The 24,937-nt window shown below is 60.8% G+C and carries 29 protein-coding genes; 3 read left to right on the forward strand and 26 right to left on the reverse strand.

Annotation, left to right across the window (positions count from 1 at the left end):
- Positions 1–6 precede the first annotated feature (6 nt).
- The 24 genes from DIE12_RS03205 to DIE12_RS03320 form a co-directional block, all read right to left on the reverse strand.
- On the reverse strand, positions 7–2,661 hold the full coding sequence (locus DIE12_RS03205) for a phage tail tape measure protein (RefSeq protein ID WP_124551073.1): 2,655 nt from the start codon (positions 2,659–2,661) through the stop codon (positions 7–9).
- On the reverse strand, positions 2,661–2,780 hold the full coding sequence (locus DIE12_RS03210) for a GpE family phage tail protein (RefSeq protein ID WP_124551074.1): 120 nt from the start codon (positions 2,778–2,780) through the stop codon (positions 2,661–2,663). The genes DIE12_RS03205 and DIE12_RS03210 overlap by 1 nt, the downstream gene beginning before the upstream one ends.
- Before the next feature lie 8 nt (positions 2,781–2,788).
- Complete coding sequence (locus DIE12_RS03215) at positions 2,789–3,124, reverse strand: phage tail assembly protein (protein ID WP_124551075.1); 336 nt, start codon at positions 3,122–3,124, stop codon at positions 2,789–2,791.
- Between the two features lie 71 nt (positions 3,125–3,195).
- Positions 3,196–3,705, reverse strand: a complete 510-nt coding sequence (locus tag DIE12_RS03220; protein ID WP_124551076.1) for a phage major tail tube protein — start codon at positions 3,703–3,705, stop codon at positions 3,196–3,198.
- A gap of 68 nt (positions 3,706–3,773) precedes the next feature.
- Positions 3,774–4,946 (reverse strand): phage tail sheath protein, encoded by a 1,173-nt coding sequence (locus DIE12_RS03225; protein ID WP_124551077.1) that lies wholly within the window; start codon positions 4,944–4,946, stop codon positions 3,774–3,776.
- Positions 4,947–4,997: 51 nt separating this feature from the next.
- Positions 4,998–5,282 (reverse strand): phage tail protein, encoded by a 285-nt coding sequence (locus DIE12_RS03230; protein ID WP_124551078.1) that lies wholly within the window; start codon positions 5,280–5,282, stop codon positions 4,998–5,000.
- A gap of 2 nt (positions 5,283–5,284) precedes the next feature.
- A complete protein-coding gene (locus DIE12_RS03235) occupies positions 5,285–6,802 on the reverse strand; it encodes a phage tail protein (RefSeq protein ID WP_124551079.1) in 1,518 nt (505 codons plus the stop codon).
- Positions 6,803–6,809: 7 nt separating this feature from the next.
- On the reverse strand, positions 6,810–8,702 hold the full coding sequence (locus tag DIE12_RS03240; RefSeq protein WP_124551080.1) for a hypothetical protein: 1,893 nt from the start codon (positions 8,700–8,702) through the stop codon (positions 6,810–6,812).
- Positions 8,699–9,316, reverse strand: coding sequence for a phage tail protein I (locus DIE12_RS03245; protein WP_124551081.1), 618 nt, complete (start codon positions 9,314–9,316; stop codon positions 8,699–8,701). The genes DIE12_RS03240 and DIE12_RS03245 overlap by 4 nt, the downstream gene beginning before the upstream one ends.
- The gene (locus DIE12_RS03250; protein WP_124551082.1) at positions 9,309–10,226 is read right to left on the reverse strand and encodes a baseplate J/gp47 family protein; all 918 of its coding nucleotides are present in this window, start codon (positions 10,224–10,226) and stop codon (positions 9,309–9,311) included. Before DIE12_RS03250 ends, DIE12_RS03245 begins: the two co-directional genes overlap by 8 nt.
- Positions 10,223–10,582 (reverse strand): GPW/gp25 family protein, encoded by a 360-nt coding sequence (locus DIE12_RS03255; protein WP_124551083.1) that lies wholly within the window; start codon positions 10,580–10,582, stop codon positions 10,223–10,225. The genes DIE12_RS03250 and DIE12_RS03255 overlap by 4 nt, the downstream gene beginning before the upstream one ends.
- A complete protein-coding gene (locus DIE12_RS03260; RefSeq protein WP_124551106.1) occupies positions 10,579–11,283 on the reverse strand; it encodes a phage baseplate assembly protein V in 705 nt (234 codons plus the stop codon). Before DIE12_RS03260 ends, DIE12_RS03255 begins: the two co-directional genes overlap by 4 nt.
- 83 nt (positions 11,284–11,366) lie before the next feature.
- The gene (locus DIE12_RS03265) at positions 11,367–11,843 is read right to left on the reverse strand and encodes a phage virion morphogenesis protein (protein ID WP_124551084.1); all 477 of its coding nucleotides are present in this window, start codon (positions 11,841–11,843) and stop codon (positions 11,367–11,369) included.
- Positions 11,825–12,274, reverse strand: a complete 450-nt coding sequence (locus DIE12_RS03270; protein ID WP_124551085.1) for a phage tail protein — start codon at positions 12,272–12,274, stop codon at positions 11,825–11,827. The genes DIE12_RS03265 and DIE12_RS03270 overlap by 19 nt, the downstream gene beginning before the upstream one ends.
- Positions 12,267–12,512, reverse strand: a complete 246-nt coding sequence (gene lysC, locus DIE12_RS37945; RefSeq protein WP_260428995.1) for an Rz1-like lysis system protein LysC — start codon at positions 12,510–12,512, stop codon at positions 12,267–12,269. Before lysC ends, DIE12_RS03270 begins: the two co-directional genes overlap by 8 nt.
- Positions 12,406–12,840, reverse strand: a complete 435-nt coding sequence (locus tag DIE12_RS38480; protein WP_124551086.1) for a protein lysB — start codon at positions 12,838–12,840, stop codon at positions 12,406–12,408. The genes lysC and DIE12_RS38480 overlap by 107 nt, the downstream gene beginning before the upstream one ends.
- Positions 12,837–13,643, reverse strand: coding sequence for an N-acetylmuramidase family protein (locus DIE12_RS03285; protein WP_124551087.1), 807 nt, complete (start codon positions 13,641–13,643; stop codon positions 12,837–12,839). The genes DIE12_RS38480 and DIE12_RS03285 overlap by 4 nt, the downstream gene beginning before the upstream one ends.
- Positions 13,640–13,912 carry a phage holin family protein gene (locus DIE12_RS03290; protein WP_124551088.1) on the reverse strand — a complete coding sequence of 91 codons (273 nt, stop codon included), beginning with the start codon at positions 13,910–13,912 and terminating at the stop codon, positions 13,640–13,642. Before DIE12_RS03290 ends, DIE12_RS03285 begins: the two co-directional genes overlap by 4 nt.
- Position 13,913: 1 nt before the next feature.
- Positions 13,914–14,258: a putative holin gene (locus tag DIE12_RS03295; RefSeq protein ID WP_124551089.1), complete on the reverse strand. Its 345-nt coding sequence runs from the start codon at positions 14,256–14,258 to the stop codon at positions 13,914–13,916.
- 16 nt (positions 14,259–14,274) lie between these two features.
- Complete coding sequence (locus DIE12_RS03300; RefSeq protein ID WP_124551090.1) at positions 14,275–14,481, reverse strand: tail protein X; 207 nt, start codon at positions 14,479–14,481, stop codon at positions 14,275–14,277.
- On the reverse strand, positions 14,481–14,954 hold the full coding sequence (locus tag DIE12_RS03305; RefSeq protein ID WP_124551091.1) for a head completion/stabilization protein: 474 nt from the start codon (positions 14,952–14,954) through the stop codon (positions 14,481–14,483). The genes DIE12_RS03300 and DIE12_RS03305 overlap by 1 nt, the downstream gene beginning before the upstream one ends.
- A gap of 97 nt (positions 14,955–15,051) precedes the next feature.
- A complete protein-coding gene (gene gpM / locus DIE12_RS03310) occupies positions 15,052–15,735 on the reverse strand; it encodes a phage terminase small subunit (protein ID WP_185641228.1) in 684 nt (227 codons plus the stop codon).
- Positions 15,732–16,748 carry a phage major capsid protein, P2 family gene (locus DIE12_RS03315; protein WP_124551092.1) on the reverse strand — a complete coding sequence of 339 codons (1,017 nt, stop codon included), beginning with the start codon at positions 16,746–16,748 and terminating at the stop codon, positions 15,732–15,734. Before DIE12_RS03315 ends, gpM begins: the two co-directional genes overlap by 4 nt.
- A 53-nt stretch (positions 16,749–16,801) precedes the next feature.
- On the reverse strand, positions 16,802–17,815 hold the full coding sequence (locus DIE12_RS03320) for a GPO family capsid scaffolding protein (RefSeq protein WP_260428996.1): 1,014 nt from the start codon (positions 17,813–17,815) through the stop codon (positions 16,802–16,804).
- A gap of 237 nt (positions 17,816–18,052) precedes the next feature.
- Between DIE12_RS03320 and DIE12_RS03325 the strand changes: the two genes are divergently transcribed.
- The 3 genes from DIE12_RS03325 (at position 18,053) to DIE12_RS03335 (ending at position 21,677) form a co-directional block, all read left to right on the forward strand.
- Positions 18,053–19,819, forward strand: a complete 1,767-nt coding sequence (locus tag DIE12_RS03325; RefSeq protein ID WP_124551094.1) for a terminase ATPase subunit family protein — start codon at positions 18,053–18,055, stop codon at positions 19,817–19,819.
- Positions 19,816–20,871 carry a phage portal protein gene (locus DIE12_RS03330; protein ID WP_124551095.1) on the forward strand — a complete coding sequence of 352 codons (1,056 nt, stop codon included), beginning with the start codon at positions 19,816–19,818 and terminating at the stop codon, positions 20,869–20,871. Before DIE12_RS03325 ends, DIE12_RS03330 begins: the two co-directional genes overlap by 4 nt.
- A gap of 200 nt (positions 20,872–21,071) precedes the next feature.
- A complete protein-coding gene (locus DIE12_RS03335; protein WP_124551096.1) occupies positions 21,072–21,677 on the forward strand; it encodes a hypothetical protein in 606 nt (201 codons plus the stop codon).
- Positions 21,678–22,134: 457 nt separating this feature from the next.
- On the opposite strand, the gene DIE12_RS03340 is transcribed toward DIE12_RS03335, so the two are convergent.
- Both DIE12_RS03340 and DIE12_RS03345 read right to left on the reverse strand, forming a co-directional pair.
- On the reverse strand, positions 22,135–23,310 hold the full coding sequence (locus DIE12_RS03340; protein ID WP_124551097.1) for a hypothetical protein: 1,176 nt from the start codon (positions 23,308–23,310) through the stop codon (positions 22,135–22,137).
- Between the two features lie 641 nt (positions 23,311–23,951).
- Positions 23,952–24,875 carry a hypothetical protein gene (locus tag DIE12_RS03345; protein ID WP_124551098.1) on the reverse strand — a complete coding sequence of 308 codons (924 nt, stop codon included), beginning with the start codon at positions 24,873–24,875 and terminating at the stop codon, positions 23,952–23,954.
- Positions 24,876–24,937: the final 62 nt, after the last annotated feature.

Here is a 24,937-nt window from a genome sequence, read left to right on the forward strand (position 1 = left end):
TGCCCCTTACTCGTGGTCCGACAGGCTCGACGTCCGGCGCGCACGCTGCTCGCGCTCGCGCCGATCCAGTTCGGCCGTGACAGCGCGCGCGATGGCCTGCGGGTCCATCCCCGGCGCGGCGTAGATATGAATCGGGTACGTCGCCGGTGCGGTTGCGGCTGCCTGCGCACCGGCCGGTGCGGCGGACAGCGGTGCGCGCGAGTCGAACGGAACGGTCGGTCGCACGATCGGCGCGGCCGACACCGGCGGCGCTGCAAACGATGTTGCCGCGACCGTCGCGAGGCTGATCGCGGCGCGCGCGACACGACCGCCCTCGCCCTCGATCCCCATCGCGGCGCCCTGCCCGATGAAGCCGCCGAGTTCACCGAAAACGCGGCTCGGGCTATGGATGCCAAGCTTTTCCTTGAACCAGCCGACCGTCGAATCCGCGACGTTCACGATCGCGTCTTTCACCGTCCCTAGCCCGCTCGTGATGCCGTCCACGAGGCCCGTCATCAGATTCGAGCCGAATGTCGAAAACTTCGCGGGCAGCTCGATACCGAACCACGACATCACAGCCGCGAACGCCTGGTAGAACAGGCCGATCGGCGACCAGTTCAGGATGAGCGCACCGATTCCGGACAGCCCGCCGTCGAATGCTGCACGCACCTGCCCCCATAGGTCGCCGAAAAACGCCTTGATCGGCTCCCAGTATTCGTAGATCAGGAATGCCGCGAGCGCAATGCCCGTGATCGCGAGGCCGATCGGGTTCAGTAGCAGAGCACGGCCGACGAACGCGATCGACGCACCTACCAGTCGAATCGCCGCCCCGGTAAAACCGAGCACGCGCGACAGGATGCCGCCCTGCATGCCGAGCATCGTCATGCTGAAGCGCAACACCGCGAGCGGGCCGAGCATGCCAGCGAGGGCAATCGTGAACGTCCCCATCACAACGAGCAGCGCGGCAATTGCGGCGAGAACGGACAGAATCACTTTCGCGGCGGCGCCGTGACGCTGGATCAGTCCGATCAACCCGGTCAGAACTTCCCGCGTTTTGTCCAATGCCGCGTTGTACAGCGGCGCGATCCGCTCGCCAATCTCGCGACGCAGGTCGCGGGCCTTGGCAAGCGCATCGTTTTCCTTGCCTTGGGTCTGCAACGCGCCGAGCCGCGCGCTTTCGTCAATGCCGTATGCGCCCCGGTTCAACCGCTCGTTTTTGTGGATCTGCTGACCCTGCATGTACATCGTCGTGAACAGGTTCGCGGCCGTCCGGTTCGTGATGATCGTCGAGATCATGTCCTTGATCTTTTCCGGATCCTTGATGCCCTTCGCCGCGAACTTAGGCAACAGCACCTGCTCGATCCATTCGAGCGGAGAGGCCTTCAGCAGGTCGCCGCCGGCGAGCGCGCCGGGCCGGATCTGCTTGATCATGCCGATCTTGTTGTACTCGACCTTCTTCCCATCGAGCAAGCCGAGGGCCATCATCTGTTTCGCCGCGCGAACGGTCGTTTTGCCTTGATAGAGGTTGCTGTATGCGGACATAAGACCTGTGCCGACCGCGTGCCCGCCCATTTCCTGAATCAGCGGCTCCATCTGGTAATAGAACGCGTCCTGCCGCATCTGCTTGGCAGCGACACCGCCGGTCTGGATGAAGTTGCGCCACTCGTCGCCACCGACACGGCCGCCGGTCGCTGACAGCACCTTTTGCACCATGTTCGCTTCGTTCTTAAACGTCGCTTCGTCTTTCGTGCCGCCGCGCAGCTCGATCACCTTCAGCATGTTCATGAACTTCTCTTCGTTCGCGTGCGCGTCTTCGGCACCGAACAGCGCTTCGTTCGCGAACTTCATTTTCGCGAGCGTTGGCATCACCATTTGCGCATGGTGCTCGTCTGCAAAGATCGACAGCGCGTCGCGCATCAACGTCATGTTGTCGCTCGTGCTGACGCCCATCATCTTCATTGCGCGGACGTACTTTTCAGCGTCGGCCGTCGCGTGGTCACCGAGGCCAAGCGCAGTAATGCGCGCGCGCTCGTTCGTCATTTTCTTCGCTTCGTCGAGCGTGCCGAACAGGCCGCCGAGCACACGCTCGCCGGAGCTGCGCGCGGCATAGCCGGTGACGGCCATGTTCGCGCCCGCCGATTGCAGCCGGTTCATGCTCGCGCGCGCTGCATTCACGCGCTTCTCGCGCTGGCTGATCTGGTCGAGCTTGGCCGCCTGTGCGTTCATCGCTGCGGTCGTCGACGTGATGCTGGTCCGCAGGTCGCGTTCGTGCCTCGACAGGTTCTGCGTGTCGACGCCGGCCGTCTGCAACCGCGTGCGCAGTTCGTTAACGGCGGCGGTCTGCTGTTTGTGCTGCTGCGAGAGCTTGCGAGAAGCCTCGCGGGCCGCGTTCAGGTCGGCAACCATTTTCTCGGTCGGCTGGTCTGTCGACCGCACCGCTGCCGCCAGTTCCTTGACGCGCGTGCGCGCCTCCGCCAGCTTCTTCCCGGTCGCATCAAGACCGGTGCGCATCTGGCGAAACGACGCGACATCCTTCTGCGCCTTCTGCATTTCTGCGAGCTCGCGCCGCGTGTCCTTCAACGCGCTCGCCAGCCCCTTGCTGCCGGCGAGCATCGTTTTCATCGGTTTCGTGATGTTGTCGATCATGTCGAACATCACGCGGAGCTGTAGGGCCTTGTCCATCACTCTTTCCGTTCGTATCGCACGCGTGCGCGCTCGCGCCAGTCCATCAGCTCCGACAGGCTGAACTCGTCCATCACCACCGGTGTCCAGCCACCGAACACGAGCGCGATGTCCGCCATCGCATCTTCTACGCGGTCTGGAAGTCCAGCTTCGATTTCACGGCCTTCGGCATCAAAAAACCGGCGAAGATGCCTCCCAGCATCACGAGGTCAGCCGGGTCCATGTTGTACACGTCCTGTTCCGTGAGCGTCGGCGAGCTGATACGCGGCAGCACCTTCGACATCGCGGCGACGTCGAGATTGACGAGATCGGACAGCGAAGCGCCGCGCAGTTCGCCCGACTTCGGCTTGCGCAGCGTGATTCTCGTGATGGTCTGCTCGCCGCGCACGAGCGGCGTGTCGAGCGTGTGCGAGTTCGGATCGTCGGCCGCCACGATCGGGCCTTGTTCGGTGTTCGTCTTCATTTTCGTTCCTAGGTGTGGTGATGGGGAAATTGCCGGCCGCCGTCATCCGCGGCCGCCGCGTATCTTCTGCGTTACAGGCCGATCGCCGTGCGCAGTTGTGCCCAGAGGTCCGAGCCGTCGACGTTCTGGATCATGTTGACGAAATCCAGTTCGATGATCGTCTCGCCGTTGATCGTCAGCTTGTAGTAGCTCGCCGAGGTCGTAACCTTGAATGCGGTGTCTTCCTTCGCCTTGGCGGTGCCCATATCGATTTCGGTGTGGCGCCCCTTGATGACGATTTCGATCGAATCGAACGTTTCTTCGTCTTCGCGCTGGTAACCGCCGGCGAAACGCAGCAGCACGCCGTCGTGCTTGAGCACGCCATACTGTTTCAGCACCGATTTCATGATGCCGCCGGCGGTCCACTCCATTTGGATCGCATCGTTGCCGAAATCGATCTTGATCGGGCCACCCATGCCGCCACCGCGCCAATCTTCCGTTGCGCGCGTGAGCTTCGGCAGCGTGATTTCGCCGACCTGTCCGACGAAGTTTTCGCCGTTCTGGAAGAGGTTGAACCCCTTCAGTTTGCTCGGCATACCCATGTTTCCGACTCCTTTTCCGTTGATCTAGTGACGGTGGCCGCCCTGCCCGGCGCGGCCGACCTGACGTGTTACGCGTTCACGCGCGCCGCGAAGTCGGCGAGATACTGGTCCGTGATGCGCTGTTGCAGCACGAGGTTTTCGAGCGGCGGCACCGGCGTGTAGTCGTAGTCGATGTACGTCTTTCCCGACGACAGCACCTGCGTCGTGTTCGGATCCGGGTCGTACCAGGCCGAGCCACCGATCAAGTAGCCCTGCGATACCCACTCGCGGAACTTGCCGTTGATCGACTCGATGATGTCGCGTGCGAGCGACGGATTGAGCGGCCCGTCGACGTCCGGCATCTGCGCTTCGGCCATCGTGTCCGCGAGCACCTGCGCCGTGCGCGTGTAGTTCTCGAACACGAAGCGATCGTCGTCGGCGCACGTGCGCGAGCCCCAAAATCGATAGCCGTTCTTGTTGATCAGCGTCGTCACGTCCAGCTCGTTCAGATAGCCGGCATCGGTGTTCGGATCCTGAAGATCCCACGACACATCGGCGGAAATTCCGACGACGCCGTTCACGCCGACGTTCGACAGCGTCTTGTGCCAGCCGGTATCGTTGTCGATCTTCGAGCGCAGGCCGAGCGCGTATGCGACGGCCGGCACTTCGACGTTCGCATTGGTCGTGTCGTCCCACGCGAGGAAATTCGGCCAGATGACCATCACTTCGCGCTGGCTGAACTGCGCGCGGTACGTCGTCGCTTCTTCCTTCGTCTTCGCGCCGTATGCCGAGGCATAGAGGAACCCACGCAGCGACTGCGCGATCGCGGCGAACGCCGTCGTCACCGCCTGGGTGTCGAGGCCCGGTGCGCCGAGAATGCGCGGCTTGACGCCGAGCTTGGCTTGCGCCGCAAGCAGCGCCTTCATGCCGGTGTATTTCCCGTCTGCGGTCGTGGTGCCGATCACGTTGGTCGTCGTCGCGGCGTCGTCGAAGCCTTCGGCCACGCGAACGACGACGGTCATCGCCTTCGCCTGCTTGCCGATCGCATCAAGCGTCTTGCGCAGCGTGCCCTTCGTGCCGGCCTTGCCGAGCGCTGCGACGACGTTCGTCAGCAGCACGGGCGTGTCGAGCGGGAACGTGGTCGCGTCGGCGTCTTCGGCGGTGCAGACGACGCCGATCACCGACGTCGACACCGTGCGGATCGGGCGCGAACCCGAATTGATTTCGACGACGCGTACGCCGTGGTGGTAGTCCTGGGGCATGCTATGCGCTCCGATAGGTGAGTGAATACAGGAAAGTCGCGGCCGAGCCGCTTACATGCCGATCAGCTCGGCAACATCGGGATTCGATTGCAGGAAAGCGCGCAGCTTCGCCGTCGCGTCGACTGGCGGTGCAGCAATGGCCGGGTTCGTGACAAGGTCCCACGCCACGCCGTTCCAACGCGGCCACTTGTCGTCGGGCCACGACTCGGGCGGCGCCGTCTCGATGGCGCGTGCCGGCATCAGGAATACGCCGGGCTCGAGCGGGCTTTCATCCGCGTCGACGGGGCCGAGGTAGAGGCCGGCGCGATCAGTCTGGAAAACGGTCTTCGTGTTCATGGTCAGAACTTGATGCACGCGAGCAGCGCGACGTTACGCGGCCGCGCTTCACTGCCGCCGCTCGTGTTGATCGAAATGGTGTGGTCGTGTTTGCCCGCCGGATTGACAGTGATGTTGTGTCCGTGCTTTCCCGCAGACCTGATATTGATGTTGACGCCGGAAACGTCGGTTCCGTACGTGTCCTGCCGGTCCCAGTTGTACGGTCCGTTGCCCTGGCCGTACGATGTCGCGACGACGCCGACCCGACCGATGCGCACGTTATGTGCGTGGCCCTGATCGTCGTAACCGTGCGTGTGTTCGCCTTGCAAGTCGGTACTCGCCCCGTGCGAGTGGTCCGGGGCGGTCGAAGCCGACGCGCCGTGGACGTGTGCGAGATTCTGGGACGCTTGCTGCGAACCTAGCGCGCGGCTGTTGTCGACGCCGCGACCATCATCCCAGCCACGCGGAAACTCGCCTCGCATGTCAGGCACGTTGAAGGTATTGAAGCCGTCGCCCTGCCCGTACATCGTGCCGATCGCGGCAAACAGCCCAGCGTATGCGGTCCGACTCACGGCCGCGCCGTTCGCCTTCAACCATCCGGCCGGCGCCTTCGAACATGCGAAGAATGCGATCTGCGACGGCGGTGCCTTCTGGTCAGTTTCTTCCTTGCTATACACGCCAAGATTTGACCGTGCCGTCGCAGCCGACTCGATATCGGCGAGGTTGCGGCTGCGAAGAAGCGCACGATCCGCACCGGGTTCGTTCTGGACGAAATCGACCTTGGTGCCGTCCGGATACGATGCCGCGAGCGTGAGTTTTCGCACGTCGACGGGATCGGGTGTCCAGGCCGTCGGCAGCAGACGATCGCCGGCGACATACACGGCGAGCCCTTCCGTCGTGCATTCGGTGAGCAAAACGGCGGTCTGGCCTGCGGCGAGCGTTTGCACCTCCTCGACGATTGACACGATCGCATCCGCGATGCTCGGATCGGCCCATTCCGTATCGCCGTCTGCATTCGACTTTTTCTTCAGCACCTGACCGGTTGTGCCGCCCGGCAGCAGATACGGCACGGTGATCGTGTTCTTGATCCACTGCTGCGTCGCGACGACGACATTCGGGTCGATCATCAACGTGACGACGTCCGCGTTCGTCACGAGGAATTGCAGCCGGAGCGCTGTATCACTGAACGCGCCTTCGCTACCGTCGCCGACCGGCTTGTATGCGCTCGGCACGTTCGCAACAACAAACATGCCGCCCTGGTCATCGAATGCGGCCGCCTCGCGAATCGTGAAGCCGCCAACCGATGCGGGAATCAACAGTTCGACCGTGAACAGATTACTGTTATCCGGATCCTGAAACACACGATTCGGCGCCCCGCGAAAGATTTCGCGAACGAGTTGCGTCTGTTCCGGGTCCGGCGTGGTCGGGTTTCCGCCGCCGTCGCCAACAGAGATTGCCGTCAGATTGATCTGGACACCTGATGCCTCGGCCTGCGCCATGCGGCGCTCGCCGTAGTTCGTGTGGATAGTTTTGTATGCCATATCGCGATCAGATACCGTAGTTCAGCCATGCGACCCAGTTGACGGTCAGCGCCGAAGGGGCAGCAGAGGTCAATGAAACCGTGACGTATTGGTTGTCTGCCGTGACATATGCGTCGACTCCGCCCGCCGACTTCGCGCCCGGAAATGCGTAATCGGGCGTGCGCGGCATCCCATGTGCTGCGCTCCCGCTCGTCGCGCCTGCCGCGATCGTGACCGTTCCTGCGTTCATGGTCACCAGCCCGCGAACGCCCGTTGCGCGGTTCGGTTGCGTATTGAAGACTTGCGTTGCGCCGCTCGTGACCACCGAGCCATGCTTAAGGCGTGTTCCGTTGCTCGGTTGCAGCTTGTACAGATAGTCAACGTCACCGGACGATGCCAGAAAGTCCTCGAAGAAAATTGGATTCAGCGAATTGTTTTCAATGAGTGCGATCCCGGCCGCACCATTCGCATTCCCGTTCGTGGCCGACCCTTTGAATCGAACCTGCCCTGACACTTCGGCATCGATGACGATGTTCTGTTTCTTCGATTGCGTGCTGCGGAAATGAAGGATGCCGTCGCTACATGCGCCCATCAGCCGGAGATTCACACCATCGGCGTATTGGTTCGTCCCAACCTCAAACTTCTTGCAATTGTTCAGCGTGATCCCGATGTTTCGATTCAGGCGGGTCGTGATCTTTCCTGCAGTCATGCCCTGTCCGGACGTGTTGCCGACGTTTTCTGCATAGAGGCCGTCATTTCCGCCGACCAGAAACAGTTCGTCGATACTGACGTTTTGGCAGTCGACGCCGTCTTTCGACAGGATTCGCAGCAATTGCATAGTGCCGGTCGGCAGCTCGCTACCGAGATTGATCTTTCCGCCCCAGAAACTCAGGCATGCGCGGATTTCCATACCTGTAAGGCCACGCCACAGCGTCTCCATGTCGTGCAGTTTCACGTCGGTCGTCTTTTCGAGAACCGGACCGTACAGATCCCATGCCAGCGTCACCGTATTGATTGAACCGAACGCGTTCGTCCCGGTGTCGATAAAGAATGCTTGCCCGACGCCCTGCGCGAGTCGCGTCGGCTCCGGGTCCGTGATCTTCGCGGTCGAATTGCACTTCACGCCTTCGACCAACACCCACTGCGTCTTAAAGCAGTCCGGGCCGATATTCGCGGCGTCGCTCGTGATGCGCATCATGCGGCCGGCATAGTTTCCGCCCTCAACGTGAATCTTGGTTCCGTACACATTGACGAATCGATATGCCTCATCCGCGCCGACCGGGTCTGCCTGCGTGTAGTCCGCAGTCTGTCCGCCGCCATAGACGCGACCGTGCACGCGACCGCCGCGCATATTCAGGAAAGTGATGGCGTGACCGATACCGGGGTCGGGCTGGATCGCGCCGTGCACCATGAGTTCACCGGCACGCGCGAGACCGGTGAAATCTGCAACCACCGGCGCATCGATACGCACGACAAACCCGCCTTTGATGAAAAGGCGCCGTTCATTGCCAGCGGTCAACCAGTTCAAGGCCCGTTGCAATGCGGCAGAATCGGCCGCGACACCATCGCCGACAACGCCGAAGTTCTCGACGTCGATCGGGTGATCGAGCATCAAGGCGCGCAGCGTCCGTGCGACACCAACGACTCCCGTCACCCATGCGATCTCGCAGATTGTCAGCACGAAAATCGCGACAGTGGAAAGCTTGGCTTTAGCCCACCCGCCTGCGTTCTTAAACGACCACGATTCATCACCATCGAGCGCGATGGGTTCTTCCTGGGTGTCGGGGTTCAGCGTTTCGGTACGGTTCAGCAGCGCTTGCGCCTGCCAATTCATTGGACCGTCAGGCCCGCCCAGCGCCTTTGTCTTCTTCTCGAGTTGCGGGACATCGTCCCAGCCAGCGTTCGGAGTAAGGTTCGTCATACTTTCAGTCCGCTCATGCTGATCGTTCCATCCAGTTCCCACGACCCGTCCAGCACGCAGTCAGACGGCAGCATGCCTTCGTACATGACGGTGATTTCGTTCCCCGTGGTCAATGCGTTGGCTACGGTGGGGCCGCCGCGCGTGGTGATGCTCGGGCGTATCGATCGAAGGTGCGAACGCAGGTTCTTGAACGTGTCGATGATGCGCATGATCCGCGCGAGCCCGGCCTCATCGATTCCAACCTGGCTGCTGTCGATCAACACATCGAACGTGTACGGCTCACCGGCCGGGATCTGGTTAAACCACTCCTGCACTACGATGTCGTACCCGAGCGCGGCGAGCGCGCGGCGAACGGCACCGATGGTTCCCTTGTGACGTTGTACGTACAGTGCGCTCGCAATCGCCTCGCGCTTTTGCGCTTCCGACCACCCGCTGTCCCATTGGTCGACACCGAACCCCCATGCCATCCACGGCAGGAGCGAGACGGGGCACGTCGCCGGATCCCACACGTCGCGAACGGGGATCGACACGTCACTGATACCCGCGTTTGCCCGCGCGACCCGCTTTTCGAGCGTCGTCGCATTCGGTGGCAGGAGTTGAGCGGCTTCAGGCATTGGGCTTCGTCCGCGTCGTGATGGTGATGCCGGTGCAATATGCAGTTTGCCCCTCGGCAACCTCGATATCGGCGGGCGGCTGAGCAATTTCGGCTTTCGCCACGCCGGATTGATGAAGCGCCTTGAAGTACCCGGACAGAGCGACATCGAGCCCGATGTAATGAACGCTTTCGGCATACGCTTGCGCGCTCTTCGTCGCGGCATCGACGACCGTCTGCTCGTCCGGCCCTTCGAACAGTTCCAGTTCCGCGACGAGCTGGTACGTGATCACCGATGCCGACAGCACGTCAACCTGATCATTCATCGGCCGCACATCATCGACGTTCAGCGCAGCTTTGACCTTGTTGATCAGCTCATCGCTCGCCGTGCCGTCGCCGGTACGGGACATCACGTAGACCGTGATTTTTCCGGGCGCCGGGCTCGTCGGATATGCATCCTTCACCTGCCCGTCAGCGGACAGTGCGTGAAACTGGTATGCGCCGCGCGGACCTGCGGTCGAGTAACCCTGAAACGACAACTGACAGCGGGTCCGCAAGTCGCTGTCCTCTTCCATCACCGCAGGTGTTGGCGGGTTCGTCGTGTTGTCGGCCGGCGTGACGGTCAGCCGCTCGACGTTGAGGTTCGCCGCCACGTTTTCGAGGTCTTTGCCTTGCGCCCATGCAAGCATCACAGCGCGGACAGCGTCATTGACGCGTTGCCGCCACACGAGTTCGCGATAGCTGCTCTCTTGCAGCAGTCGTACAACCGGCTCGGATTCGAGTTCGAGCGTCGCCGCGACTTCCTCCTGCTCGTCGTCCGGATACATTGCGATGAAGTCTGACTTGCGTGTGGCGAAAATCGTCTCGAAGTCGAGTACCTCGACAGCGTCGGGAATCGGCAAGCCCGCGAGGTCGATAACGGTAGTGCTCATGCGGTTTTCCCCGTTGTGAGGTCGACGCGCGTACCGACCGCAGAGCCGGTCTCGGTCGTGTATCCCTCGATGTCGATGATCTGCGCACCAGCGGCCGTTGTTTCATCCGTGACGAGCTGAACGCGCGTCAGCGTCAGGCGAGGTTCGTATCGCATCAGCGCGGTTGCGATGGCAGCGTAGAGCCGCGTTCGCTCCGCCCCGTTGTTCGGCGCATCGACCTGCTCGAAGAGATCCGAACCGAACGCTCGGCGCTTGATGCACGTCGCAAGCGGGGTAGTCAGAATTTTCGCAATGGACTGGTACAGGTGATCGCGCCCGGACACCGCGCGGCCGGTTTCGGCATTCATCCCCTTCATGGTGCGGTGTCCTCGATGTTCAGCGGCGGGCTGACAAGATTGCCGTCGCCCTGCTCTCGGTGCGAGTGGCCGGGCAGGCTGACGCCGGACGACGTCACAACACCCGAGAAATCCGCGGCGCCTTCGATCTGCATCGTGGCGCCTTCGCCGTCACCGTGACCCGTCATACCGGATTCGAACGTGAATGGCCCCTTTACCGTCATCGAACGCGTCACCTCGACGTCTGCATCGAGTGTGACCTTGTCGGCCTGGACCGTGGCCGCCTGAGTCTGGACCATCACCGAGCCCGGCGCGATCACCGTCACCGTCGCGCCGGCCGGCAATGCTGCCGTCAGCGCGTGCTGTTCATGGTCGTACGCGAGCAGCGCGCCATCCGGAAAACGACGCAAGTTCGCAACGCCCGAATGGCTGGGCGCCGGGAAGGCGTCGGAATAGAAGCCGCACAGCGCGACGCCCTGCGCGGGGTCGCCCATCGGGCAAAGCAACATGACCTGTTCGCCAATCGACGGCGCACGCCAATCGATGATTGCGCCGGCGGCGATCGAGAACCACGGAATCCAGTTCGTGACGAGCCCTTCGTCGGCATCGTCATCACCGCCGCCGACTGCGACGCGGCACAAAGCCCTGTCGAGGTCGATCGCGGTGATCGAACCTTTTCGGACGGCGTTGCGCGCTTGGCGCTGGATTTCATTTGCGTTCATGCCGCCCATGTTGCCGCTCGTGCGCGCGTGGAGCGAGCGAGCAGCTTACGGGGCGGTCTGGGTACAAAAGGACGCGCGCGGCGCTATTTCGTGACGTGTGCGAGCAGCTTGTCGCGGATCAGCTCACGATCTTCGGCCGTGATACCTAGCAGTTCCCGGACGGGATATTTGTATTCGACGCCGCGCGGCGCGACGCGGTCAATCTCGCCGAACTGATGCACGCGTGCGACGCGTGCAACACGTCCGGCAAAGCCGATCGTCAGGCCGGCCGCATCAGACTGCATTTTCAGATAGGTCGCGGTGCGCAGCTTCATGAACATCGCCGTGCGCTTGATGCGGCCGCGCTTGTCGCGCAGCGTCTTGCCGCCCGGCTTCACACGATGCTTACGCGACTCATACGTGCTGCCGTCCGTGTTGCGCTGCGCTGCGATGCGCGTCTGCTGGCTGCGGCGTAGTACCTGGGCGATATCGCGCGACGCCACGCGGCGGCCGCGCTCGTCGAGCTTGCCAAGCAGGCCGCCAACGAACGATTCGAGAAGGTTCAGGTTGTCTTGGGCCACGGCTGCGCTACCCACGTGATGTCGTCAGGCTGCACCGAATCGTCGACATGCGTGACGATGCGCCTGCCGTCTTCATCGGTGCGCACGACGACGCTTTCGGTCAACTGCAGTTTGATCGATACATCGGCCGTCACGTTGTTCAAGATGTCGATTTCATACGTGATGCCGGTGGAGCGCTGATCCCAGTTCGTGACCAGATCGGGCTGATTCTTCCGTGCCCACTCCAAAACCGCGATGAATACGTCGTCCGGGTCGCCGCCGAAGTCGAGCAACAGCACATTGCACACGTACCGGTATTCGAACGACAACGACTTCGTTCCCTTTGCCGCGATTGATCCTTGGTCTACGAACACGGTCAACTTGTCGGCGTTGGTCGCGAGATCCGGGATTGCTGCAACAAGTGCCGAGCGCAGGCTCGCCGACTTAATCATGTGGCACCGCGCCCGCCTCAGCGTCGATACGTGCCTGCGCCTTCGTCTGGCAGTCGACGATCATGTCGACCTTGGCTGCGCACTTCCCCCACGCGCCCTCGACCGTGACGAGCGCGTTCATCAGCTCGCCGTTAGTCCGCGGCGACAGCGCCGGCAGCGTGCACGGCGACAGCGTCTGGCATTGCTGCACCAAAATTTGCGGTGCCGGTGCGGGCGGAACGTGCTGACAGGCGGGCAACGTCGTCAGGCAAAGGAGTGTCAGCCCAAGCACGGGCAGCGGCATTTTCATTGACGGCCTTCCGGATCTGTTGGCGAATGGTAGACGTAACGGTTTCGACGGCGGCGGTCGACGAGTCGAGCTGCGTTTGCTGGCGGCCCTTCTCGACTGCATCGGACTTCAAGCCACTGATCGTCGCGTCACGCGCTGCGATGCTCGCCTTCGCCTGGCCGAGCTTATCCGTCAGGTCGTCGTTCTCCGCACGCAGCGCCCGAACGTAAAGGGCGCCGCCGGCGAGCGCCCCGAGCAGCGCCGCGCCCAAGAGTAACTTGATCACGAGCGAACTCATGCTTCCTCCTGAGCGTCCGGCACGTACCGTTGATACGCGCGCTCAAGCTTTATGTCGTACAAATTCGCCCGGTAATTAGGACCGTTGTAGCCGGCCGCGAATTTCGCCCACTGTCGGGCCTTCAGCGCGGCGAGCAGCTTCGCGTCGGCCGCGACATATCGAACGAACGCGTCGAGCTGATCGGCTTCGCTCGCTTCCATCCGCGCGACGAAGTCGTCGGCGCCGGCGTAACCGAGGCGTTCCCAGTTTTCGCCCATGACCTGAAACGCGCCCCAGCTCGCAGCCTCCCACGCTGCGTGCGGGTCGATCAGCTCGGCGGCCGCGAGCCGCGTGTATTCGGCCGCCCCGCCCTTATAGCCTCCGGGCGTCTGCGACAGGATGTCCGGATAGCGTGCCGCGATCGGCGCCGGATCGAGGCCGCGCGCTTTCAGCCGTCGCCAGAAGACGTGTCGCTCGAACAGAATCACCGACCGCCCGTCCGTCAGGAAACCCGAGCCGCGTGACTCGACTTCGTTGACGGCGCGCACGCATGCGAGCGGCACGTCGAGCTTCGCGGCTGCCGCGACCAGCTCAGCATCGGCGAGGTGCTTCGGTGCGCGCTGGCCGGTTGCGAGTGCCGATTGCGTTTTCGGGCCGGCGATGCCGTCGACCACGAGCCCGGTTTTCGTTTGCAGCGCCTGCACCGCGCGCTCGGTCGCATCGTCGAACACATGCGTCACGGTCAGCGGATAGCCGGCGCGAATCAGGCGGCGTTGCAGCAGGCCGACATCGTCGCCGATCGCATTTAGCCGTAGGGTTTTCATGCTTGATCGCTCCGCAGCAAGCGCGCCACGTTGCCGCGCGCGCCGAACACAAACAGAGTAAGCAGGACCGCCGTCGCCGCTTCGAAGAAGCCGACGTGACGGGCGTGCAATGCGAGTTCTATCGACGAGCCGCCCGAGACGGCAACCAGCGCCCATGCGATCCACGAAACGTGGTTCCGGTGCCGCGCGCCGTTGCGGCGGTACGCGAGGATGCGCAGCATCGCCGCGATGTGGGCGGCCAGTGCGATGACGGCAAACGAGATGTGCATGTCAGCCACCCCGCTTGAAGAAGGCGAGCAGGTCGGCATTCTTCAGCCGCTCGATCAACTGCAGCGTGACGGTGATCACAAGAGCGGCCGACAGGAATCCGGCGACGCCGGTCGAGCGAATCGGCGTCAGGTTCACCAGCTCCGGTGCAGCGATGTAGCCCATCACGAGCGAAATCAGCATGTACGCGATGCGCTTGAACATGCCGAGCTCCTTCGATGTCACCACGACCAGCGCGGCGCCGGTGAACGCACCGATCAGCGCGTTCCCGTCGATGCCGGGCGCGAGGCCTGCCAGACCGATCACGGTCGACAGCGCGGCGGCGGTAGTGGTGTTCGGTTCAGCCATCACGCAAACTCCCTTGTCAGTCGAATAGTTGCAGCAGCGGCGCCGTACTCTCGATCGTCGTCAGGTCGGGCATTTCGACGACGGTGCCAAGCGGCAACACCGTGCCGAGGTCCGCGAGGCCGGCATTCGCTTCGAGTACGGCTTCGACCGTTCCATCGGTGCGCCCGTAGTGGCGCCAGCACAACAGGTCGACCGTGTCGCCTTGGATCGTCCGGACGTTCATCACACCAGCTCGACGGTTGATCGCGGAATGCCGCGCAGATCGTTCAGCGCCCAACGCGCATTTCGGCGCGACGTGCAAATCGTCCCTTCGAGGTCTTCAGCCTTCTGACCGCCAGATTTCGTCGTGTCGAGATCGCGATATCGCTCGGTCAGGTCCGCGTGCGCGAGGTTGTAGACTGCGCGGCGATACAGCGACACCAGCTCACTGACACCGCCGACCTTCTCGGCCGGCACGTCGGCCAGCGTCGCGTAGCCGGCGCTGATCTGTGCGCGCCACGTCTTCAGTTCGGCGTTCACGCTGCGGATCGCGTCGATCGTCGCCTCGCGCACACGCTCGTGAGTCACGGTGCCGTCAAGACGCGTCGCGCCGCGCAGCTCGGAAATCGAGATATCGGGGAAAAATCCGTTGTTCTCGATCACGTCCGACTCGGTTGTCGGCGGTGCAGCGTCGGCAGGCGCAATAAAACTCGGCATGTCGTGACTCGGAATAGATGGCGGTGGACCGGGGTCGGAGACGCGTAGCTGTCAGCCGTTGCGCTCGTCACCCGGTGCCGCCATTGCCAGGGGGGGCTCAGTTCGTGCGGCCGGCTTTTGCCGCCGCACTCCTCAACTCGGCTTCGAGTCGAGTGATGTCCTTTTTCACGCCGATGCGGTCGTTCAACTCGACCGCGCGGCGCAGCATTTCCAGCGCGCCGGACTTGTCCGACGTCTCCATCGCGAGGCCGACTGCCTTGTGCAGTTTGGCGCGGATCTGGTCGTGCATGTCGATGCCACGCGTCAGCGCCTCGACCTCGACCAGCAGCGCAAGCGGGAACTGCTCGCCGGCCGCCTGCGAGCGGATGCCAGCTTCCGCGAATTCTTCGGCGACGGCCGCCGGCAGCGATCGTTCGTACTGGTCCGGCAGCGTCATGCGGTGCGCAAGCGCATATCGGGCGATTTCCAGCGCGCCGACGTAGTCGCCGACGTCGACGCGCCAGATCAGCACCGTCGTCAGCACGTCGTCTTGCACGCCTTTGCCGCCGGCGAGCGCGCCGTCGACGTAGTCGGCGTAATCCGGCAACACTTCCCGTTTCACTTCGATCTTTCGTGCGACGGACTGGAATTCCTTCAGTCGTCGGCGATCCGTCGCCAGCTTCGCGAGCATGAGGTCGTACTGACGGTGTCCGGCCAGCGTGTGACCGGGCGTCGCGGTCGCGGCGGCCATTGCCGCGCGCACGCGCATCTGGTGTCGGCGGGCCGGAGTCGTCATGATCAGGCCGCCGGTTGGATTTCGATGTTCTGCACCATCGCCGCGCAGCCGTAGTCCTCGACGACATAGGCTTCGTTGCTCGACTCGTAGTTCTCGATGCGGTCGCGCTTCGCGTTGTCGACGATCGTGCGCCGGCGCGCGCCGTTCTGGTAGTACAGCGACAGGTTGTCCAGGCGCGTGATCAGCACCGAGTTCGCGGGGAAATACGGCGCCGTGACGGCTTGCTTGCCGCCGAGACGCTTCGCGCTCACGACGAGATCGAGCGCATTCGCGTTCACGGCGTCGTTCGAGCCGTTCACGAACGGGAAGAACTTGTCGTGCAACAGGCCGCTGCCGACCACGGCCACGACGGCAGGATCCTCGCGATACCAGTCGTCGAGCATCTGCACCGCATCGAACACCAGTGCGTCGAGGTTCTTGTAATCGGCGCCGGCACCGGTGCCGACCTTGATCGCGCCGGCCGTCGCGCCCTCGCTCATCACCCTATCCGGTGCCGCCGTCTGGATTTTCTTCAGCCAGCCCACGTTGACATCCTGCAACAGCGGGTTCGCCGCACGATCGGACGTCGCGGCACGGGCCGTGCCGTTGAAGCCGATGCAAATGCGGTCGAGCGCCTGACGCTGAACGATCGCGTCACGCAGCATCGTCTGGAACTCCGGAAACTTCGCCCACGCGTCGAGGCGCGCATACGGAATCGCCGTGTCGAAGTTCGTCTGCGTGCACATGTAGCCGAGTTCGTCGAGCGTCGACGGGTCGATCGGCGCGCGATCCTTCGTCGACGTGTCGGTCGTGCTTGCGATCGGTTGCCCGATGCCGAGGCCGATTTTCGCGCCCGACTGCTCGTCGACACCGATCATGTTGATGCGCTTCAGGAACTCGCTGGATGCCTGAATCTTCTGTTCCAGCTTCTGCTGCACCGAGGGATCGACGTTGAACTTCTTCGTCGCATCCAGTACGTGACTCAGCTTCGCGATCGCGGCGAGGTACGCATCGAAGGCGATGCGGGTGTCGTTACGCATGGGTGATTCTCCGAATCGTTGGTAGGTGGCGGGCGCTACGTGGTGCGCAGCAATCAGCAGTCGGTCGTGACGGCGGCAGCTTGGCCGGTCGCCGGCGGACGCGGTGCACTCCCCGGTTGCGCCGACAACGTTTCTTTCAGCGCGTGCAGCTCGTCGGCGGTCGCCTTGTGCGCATCGCGCTCTTTCGTCAGGTCGGACGACAGCGTGTCGACGCGGCCCGTCAGCTTCGCGAGTGCTTCGGACTGTTCCTTGCCGAACGTGGCAAGTGCCTCGATTGCCTGGGCAGCGTCGGTGAAGCGCTTCTCGTCGGTCTCGCTCTTGTTGCGGAACACGCCCAGCAGCTCGGCGACGCGGCCGAACAACGACGGCGTTGCCGTTTCGAACTCGATCACGGTTTCTTCGGCGGCCGTGAACAGGTTGTCACGGTGTTGCTTGCGGCCGGCGAACGGGCTGTTTTCGCCCTGGCCCGCCGCGAATGCGAGAATTTCGGTGCCGAGGCTCGCCGGGCTGTCGGTGACAGCGAGGCCGATGAGGTATGCCTGTTTGGTGTCGGCGAACGACGGCGCGACCTCGATCGACGTGTAGATTTTCTGGGATTGCTTCGTCAGCTCGACGAGCGTGGGCGTCGGTTGGATCTGCGCATACAGCGCGAGCTTGCCTTTCAGCGGGCCGTCGCTGATCACTTCGGCGCGCAGCGCGATCACGTCGCCATACGAGCCGAACGGGTTCGGATTCGATCCGGACATCGGCGAGTAGCCGCGAATATGCTCGCAGTTCACGCGCGCGCCGTACATATCGCGGTTGTACGTGGCCGCCATCTGCGTGATCCAGTCACGCTCGATGGTGCGGCCGTCCGTCGTTGCGCCCTCGACTGCGACGCGGAACCATTTCGACGTGGTGGCGTGATTGCCCGTGCCCGCCACGCTGCCGATCGCGAGCGATACGAGGCCGAGACCGCCAACAACAGAGCCGTGACCTGCGATGGTAGCGAGCATGTCGGTATGGCCGACCAGTGCGCGAACCTGCTCGCCGACGACAGCCGCGTGTGCGTACATCGGTGTGAGCATCGCGGCGATCGCCGCGCTGAGCGCAGACGCGCCCACAATCATGATCCGTTTCGCCGATCGCTTCATCGAAATCCTCTCAGGTTCCGTTCTGATGTGACGTCGCTTGTTACAACGTGCGACTTGTGTAACTGAATGTTGCCGGGTTGCTCGTCCATGAACAACGATAGGGTTCCGTAATCTGTCGGAGTACAAACGGTCATGCGCCGCGCGCGCGCGCGTGGCCGTTACGCTTCGGGCATGATCGAAACAGCCGAAACCACTGCGACCGATATCGAACCGAGGCGGATCGCGCGCGACCTGTATTGGAAGGGTTGGCGCATCTCGTCGATTGCGCGTTCGCTGAACGAATCCCGCTCGACCGTCGAATCGTGGAAACAGCGCGACCAGTGGGACAAGGCGACGCCGGTCGAGCGCGTAGAGTCAGCACTCGAAGCGCGGATGATGTTGCTGATCGCGAAGGATCCGAAAGATCCGGTCGACTTCAAGGAAATCGACCTGCTCGGCCGCGAGATGGAGCGGATGCACCGCTGTCGCAAGTACAGCGAGACGGGCAAGGAATCCGACTTGAATCCGGCCATCAAAACGCGGAACGAAGGTCCGAAGAAGCGCCACGCGCGCAACGTCATCACGCCCGAGCAAGCGGCGAAGCTGCATGACGCATTCCTTGAATCGCAGTTCGACTACCAGAAGGTCTGGTATCGAAATGGCGACAACCGCACGCGTAACCTGCTGAAGTCGCGGCAGATCGGTGCGACGTTCTATTTCGCGCGCGAAGCGCTCGACGACGCGCTGCAAACCGGCCGGAACCAGATTTTTCTGTCGGCCAGCAAGGCGCAGGTCCACGTGTTCCGGCAGTACATCTGCGCGTTCGCGCGCGAGGTCATCGAGGTCGAGCTGACTGGCGACACGATCCTGTTGCCGAGCACGGGCGCCGAGCTGATTTTCTTGAGCACCAACTCGAAGACCGCGCAGAGCTATCACGGCAACTTCTATTTCGACGAGTATTTCTGGGTCCACGGCTTCAAGACGCTGAACAAGGTCGCCAGTGGCATGGCGATGCACAAGCACTGGCGCAAGACGTACTTCTCTACACCATCGAGCATCACGCACGAGGCGTATTCGTTCTGGACTGGCGCGCACTACAACCGCGGCCGCGCGAAGGCCGACCACATCAATATCGACGTCTCGCACGCCGCGCTGTCGTTCGGACGGATCTGCGAAGACCGTCAGTGGCGGCAGATCGTGACCGTCGAAGATGCGGTCGCCGGCGGCTGCAACCTGTTCGACATGGACGAGCTGCGTCTCGAGTACAGCGCGGACGAGTTCGCGAACCTGCTGATGTGCCAGTTCATCGACGATAGCCAGTCGGTGTTTCCATTCGCCGAACTGCAGCGTTGCATGGTCGATACCTGGGACGTATGGGAAGACGTCGAACACCTGATGATTCGCCCGTATGGCCACCGTCCGGTCTGGCTCGGCTACGACCCGTCGCTCACTGGCGACTCGGCCGGCTGCGTGATTCTCGCTCCGCCTTCCGTACCGGGCGGGAAATTCCGCGTGCTCGAAGCGTTGCAGTGGCACAAGATGGATTTCGAGGCGCAGGCCAACGCGATTCGCCAGCTCACGCAGCGATACAACATCACCTACATGGCGATCGACACGACCGGCATGGGGCAAGGCGTGTATCAGCACGTGATCCAGTTCTTCCCGGCCGCCGTCGCGCTGAACTATTCGCCGGAGGTGAAGGGGCGGCTCGTGCTGAAGGGACAGTCGGTCATCAGCAAAGGCCGCCTCGAATTTGACGCCGGCCGCACGGACATTGCCCAGGCGTTCATGGCGATCAAGAAGACCCTCACGGCCAGCGGCCGCCAAGTCACCTACTACGCCGGTCGCAGCGAGGACATTGGGCACGCCGACCTTGCGTGGGCCTGCCTGCACGCGCTCGGTAACGAGCCGCTGGAAGGCATGACCGCCAACAACACCAGTTTCATGGAGATGTCGTGATGAAGAAGAATCAACGCCTGCCGCGTGCACGTGCGGCGCGCCCCACTCCGGCACCGGCCGCGCCTTCCGGCGAGGCGTTCACGTTCGGCGATCCGATGCCCGTGCTATCGCGCGCGGACATCCTCGACTATTGCGAGGTGCTGTCGAACGGCGAGTGGTACGAGCCGCCCGTGAGCTTCATCGGACTCGCGAAATCGTTCCGCGCCGGCACGCATCACGCGTCCGCGATCTTCTTCAAGCGCAACGTGCTCGCGTCGACGTTCATTCCGCACCCGAAACTGTCGCGCGAAGCGTTCAGCCGATGGGCGCTCGATTTCCTGATCTTCGGTAACGGGATCATCGAGCGGAAAAAGAACCGGCTCGGCAGCACGATCGAGTACGCGCCGGCGCCGGCGAAATACGTTCGCAGCAAGGTCAATCTTGTCGACTACGTTCAGACCGACGGGTTTCGGACGAAATACGAGTTCCCGACCGGCTCGGTTTTCCACCTGATGGAAGCCGACATCAATCAGGAGGTGTACGGCCTGCCCGAATACCTCGGTGCCCTGCACGCGGCCTGGCTGAACGAGTCGTCGACGCTGTTCCGCCGCCGCTACTACGAAAACGGCAGTCATGCCGGCTTCATCATGTACCTGACGGACGCGCAATCGAACCAGGCCGACGTCGACAACCTGCGCAACGCACTGAAAAACGCGAAGGGACCGGGCAATTTCCGCAACCTGTTCGTGTATGCGCCAAACGGCAAGAAAGACGGCCTGCAACTGATCCCGGTGTCGGAGGTCGCGGCGAAGGATGAGTTTTTCAACATCAAGAACGTGACGCGCGACGACCTGCTCGCCGCGCATCGCGTGCCGCCGCAGCTGCTCGGCATCGTGCCGAGCAATACGGGCGGCTTCGGGGCGGCTGACACTGCTGCGCGCGTGTTCGCGCGCAACGAAATTTCGCCCTTGCAGACGCGGTTCCTCGCGCTGAACGACTGGGCCGGTGAGGAAGTCGTTCGATTTGACGACTACGCCCTTCCGGCGGTCGAAATGCCGCCCAAATCGACCTGAATTTTGGTTCTTCGTGGATTTTCGGGGGGAACGCCGGGGAGGAGCGTCGGCGTTCGGGCCAAAAGCGGACGCCCAGCGATCTGCTTGCAGGTGCCGAGTTTTCGGCAGTGGGACTCGCTTTCCGACCCGTAGGCCTCGTTATCGGATGTTGATAGCAGCTAAAATCAGGCGTAAGAATTAGCAGAGTCGATGAGGAAAAAATGGGGAACGAAAAAAGTAAGTTCACGAACAAACGGGGTGCCGAATTGCGGCCAACGCCGCAAACGCCGGTTGCGCCACGTGTCCCGGCTGGATCGAAGTTGCAATGGACAGCCATGATTCGGTGGTGGGGCATGTTTTGGGGTATTGCTGGTCCGCTCTCTACCGCCATTTCACTCTGGACTTATTTTGGACCGAGCGTTGCAATTTCACCGGGGGTCAATCTCGATCCCAGTCAAGAATTCCAAACGCAGTTTGTTGTGGCCAATAAGGGAAACTTCCCTTTATACAATGTTCATTTCTCTTGTGAGATTATGGGCTCCTCTGCGGACATTAAAGACCTGGAAATCAATGGTAGAACGCTGAGACGAATTGAGAAGTTTCAATCTGGCGGAGTTGCATCGAGAGGGTGTTTCACGCAAAGTCGGATACCCACGGGTGGTCGCCTAAAAGTTGACGTTTATTACACTTGGAGGATGGGCTTCGGTAGAGAAGAGGTTCAGTCAGCATATTTCAGAGTCGAAAGTGGGGCATCAGGGAATTACCTTGTGCCTGATGATAGTGCTGATTCTTCAAATCACCATTCACTTATCAGGTTTTCTGGATAAATGTGAATGGCAAAGAGGCGGAAATTGAGGTTGTCCTGCAGAGTGTTGAGGAGACACCGCAGACGGCCATGCATGGTCTCGACGATTTACTCAGGGTGCAGCGAGAGCGGCGCGTGAGTGGGCTGCGCAATCTCATAGTTATCGGTAGTTCGGTGACGTTCGTGTTGCAAAATCTACGATCAGTGGTCGATGCCGGTGATTTCGACGCTTGGTATAGTTCAGACCGACCATCTGCTCGTCGTCGTGTCCAAGGGAGGTGCCGAGTAGGTCGCACGGCCGGTCCCGATAAGGGCGCGCGTAGGTCTTTGCTTTGGCTGCGCGAGTTTACTAGCGGCCCGCTCGGGACCGCTCGAAGTTCACCGTTCGGTCAGTTGCCGCTCGGGCGGCTAAATGGTACCTGCCCGCGCTACGGTTCTAATCTCTCTACGCAGACGATATATGCCTGCCAGCAGTGACATTAGAAGGGGATTTCCTCTTCTGACACCGAGGATGGCATCCACGGGTAGCGAGATGTAGACGAAATGAAGTCGGTCGTGTAATGCGATCTTTGCCCCCAGTATTCGACTTCGTCTATATCTACTACCGATGCGGTCAGGGACTCGGTGTTGAAGCTCCAGTAAGAATTTCCCGAAGTGCTATCGCGAAGTACAGCCGAAATATTTTTGGCCTCAACAAGATCCCCGCGAGCAAGGCCGTCTTGCTGGATTAGCTCGGTCTCAGCCTCGACCTTGAGCGCCATTGCCTTTAGCGCGGTCCCAATTTCATTGAGGCTGGATTCAAGTGTGGATTTTGAAAACACGATGCTTACGGTCTTCGTTGCTTGTAGTGCTTGGTTATCGCTCATTCTCGCGAGGGCAGCACTCTCACTCAGGTAGATGCAAGTTTCTCTTATCTCTGGATAAAGGCGAAGTATTTGAGGGGTTCGCAGCGCTCCAACTTTGTAGTTGATGTATTTGGAAAATCCGCTCTTTTGCAAGACTGGAATGGTGTAAGTAAGTTGGGCTCTGATCCATTGTTGATCGAGGCTCGAAAGTAGATTTGTACGCCAATGGTCATTTTCTATTGGCTTCAATTCTTTGTACCATGCGTCACCGGAATTTGTCGGTACCACGTCACTTATCGAGGTTAGCCGTACGAGACAATTTTCGATCTCGATCAGCAAATGTTTGGAGTTTTGCTTAATGAGGTCGATGTCGTCTTGCTTAATTGGTCGGAAATGAGCCAGCGAATTGCGGACGGTTCCAATTTCCTGAAGCTTAGTAAGTACGATAGCTTTGCTTGCCCGAAAAAAAGGTGCAAAGTACTTCCAGTAAACTTCAGAAGTGATTATTTGCGTAAGTTCGCCACTATTCAAAAAGAGCATTGGCGATGAAACTTCATATCCGAGATATCCATGCTCACGGGTCTGATGAATTCGCTTCTTTGTTTCGGTTCTAATTGTAATGCCGTCCCCTAGGGATGCCAAATCCCAGTTTTTCCCGAGTTGGCGCTTAAGAACCACGTAGACAAATAGCCGAAGGGCATTTTCGAACCGAAAAAGGATATTGAAGGCCTCATAGTAATATATATGCAGCCATCGTTCCGGTATCTTGAAGTTGCGGTTATCACCTGCCTCTGCGGGACGCCATTCCATAACTATTTTCCCCGATGTGTTTGTTTGCCGAACGCCTGTGAATGTCGCTCTATTTCTGTTCGTCTATGGTGAATATAGCGCAGTTCAAACTTTACTACAGCAGGTAAGAATTTGGGGAAACTTGCGACTTCCTTAAACTTCCTTCAACGCTTTCCTGGACGCGAGCACTAAGCTTTGTTAGCTGCATGGAGTTTCTCGGAGTGACCGACTACCTGCCGCGCGACGCTGATTGTTGTTCGCGGCGCATCAATTGCCCCGCTTTTCGCGTCAAATTGCGCCATTCTTGCAACGTCAAAATCGGCCGGAGACAGCCAGCCGGCGCGGCTGGCCGGCTGGTTGCCCAGTGCGTCAAAAGTAGGGAGACAAGAACCGGGCAGGCGGGGAGGGGGGACCGCGTTTCAGGGATCGTGATCGATGTATGCGAACCGCGATCCGCCCTCGCGCCGGGCCCCCTTCTCGGCCGCTGCCAGCCTCGCCACCGGCCTCCAGCACTCGCGGCAATGACGCAGCCACCCTTGCACCCGCCGACCGCTTGCTGGCGCTCTGCGCGCGCTGACTCGCGTTGGCTTGGGAGTCTTCGGTATATCCGGACAGTGTTTCGCCAAACCATGCGACACTGCCTGGAAAGCCGTCTGACCGGGTCAGTTCTGCTTACGTTGGTATTCATTAGTCAGCAATTGCACATAGCGCAACCCGAACAGCGATGCAGTAAGTAAATCGGCAACTGTGTCTTTCGTCAGAGGCTTTTCAGTACGGCCATGGTGCGCAATCTCATTACGCAGCCCTCGCAGCGTGTTGAGACGTCCTCGAATGTCATCCGACAGCTTGGGCAGCCCGGTGAGACTGGTAACAAGTGGGAGCAAAACGTTAAGCTGATGGCTATAGGTAGCGGCGTCCGATAGAAACGACTCTGTGCGCTTCCGTGCGATACCTTGGCAAGTAAGGAATTCGTACATAAACTTGGACAGGTTTGCTTCTACTGCGACGTTTGCTGGAACAATTGCCGCGTCATAGTCATCGTTTACGTAGGCTTCGAATGCATTTACCAATCCCTCCCAAACGGCGTCACCTCGCGCATCGGGTATCCAAGTAACCATAACGCAAACCGTCACTTCATCCGGTGGAATCTCGCCAATCGGCTGAGGATAAAAACTCACCTCATCGCGAGGGCGAACGCGTGTCGGTACGTTTCCGTGTACCTCGATAGGCATCAGGGCGCCCGTTGGTGTCCCTTCAGGCGTGTAATTTGTATACAGCACACGTGCGCCATCCGGGACATTGAAATCACTCAGGCGATAATGTCCGCTTTGACCATTTTTGATATTTAACTTAAACAGGGTTGTTTTCGCGCCGATTGGGGAAAACGCCTCATTAAACATGAAATTTTCGAAAATTATAGTGCGAACCATTCCCCACCAATCAATGGGCTCTTCGCAATTTGGGCATTTAATTTTGTTTCCAACCAAATAATCAAATATGGAATTTTCTAGGATTGGATTTAATGAGTCGCAGCTTGGGCACCTATAAGTTTTTTGCGAATCGAATGATTTGCTTTCCGAAGCCATTGTCTTTATTGCCTTTAAAATAGAATTATCTCGTAATATATAATCGAATCGTTCCAATAGTG

This window comes from Burkholderia sp. Bp9015 (assembly GCF_003853505.1).
GTDB lineage: Bacteria > Pseudomonadota > Gammaproteobacteria > Burkholderiales > Burkholderiaceae > Burkholderia.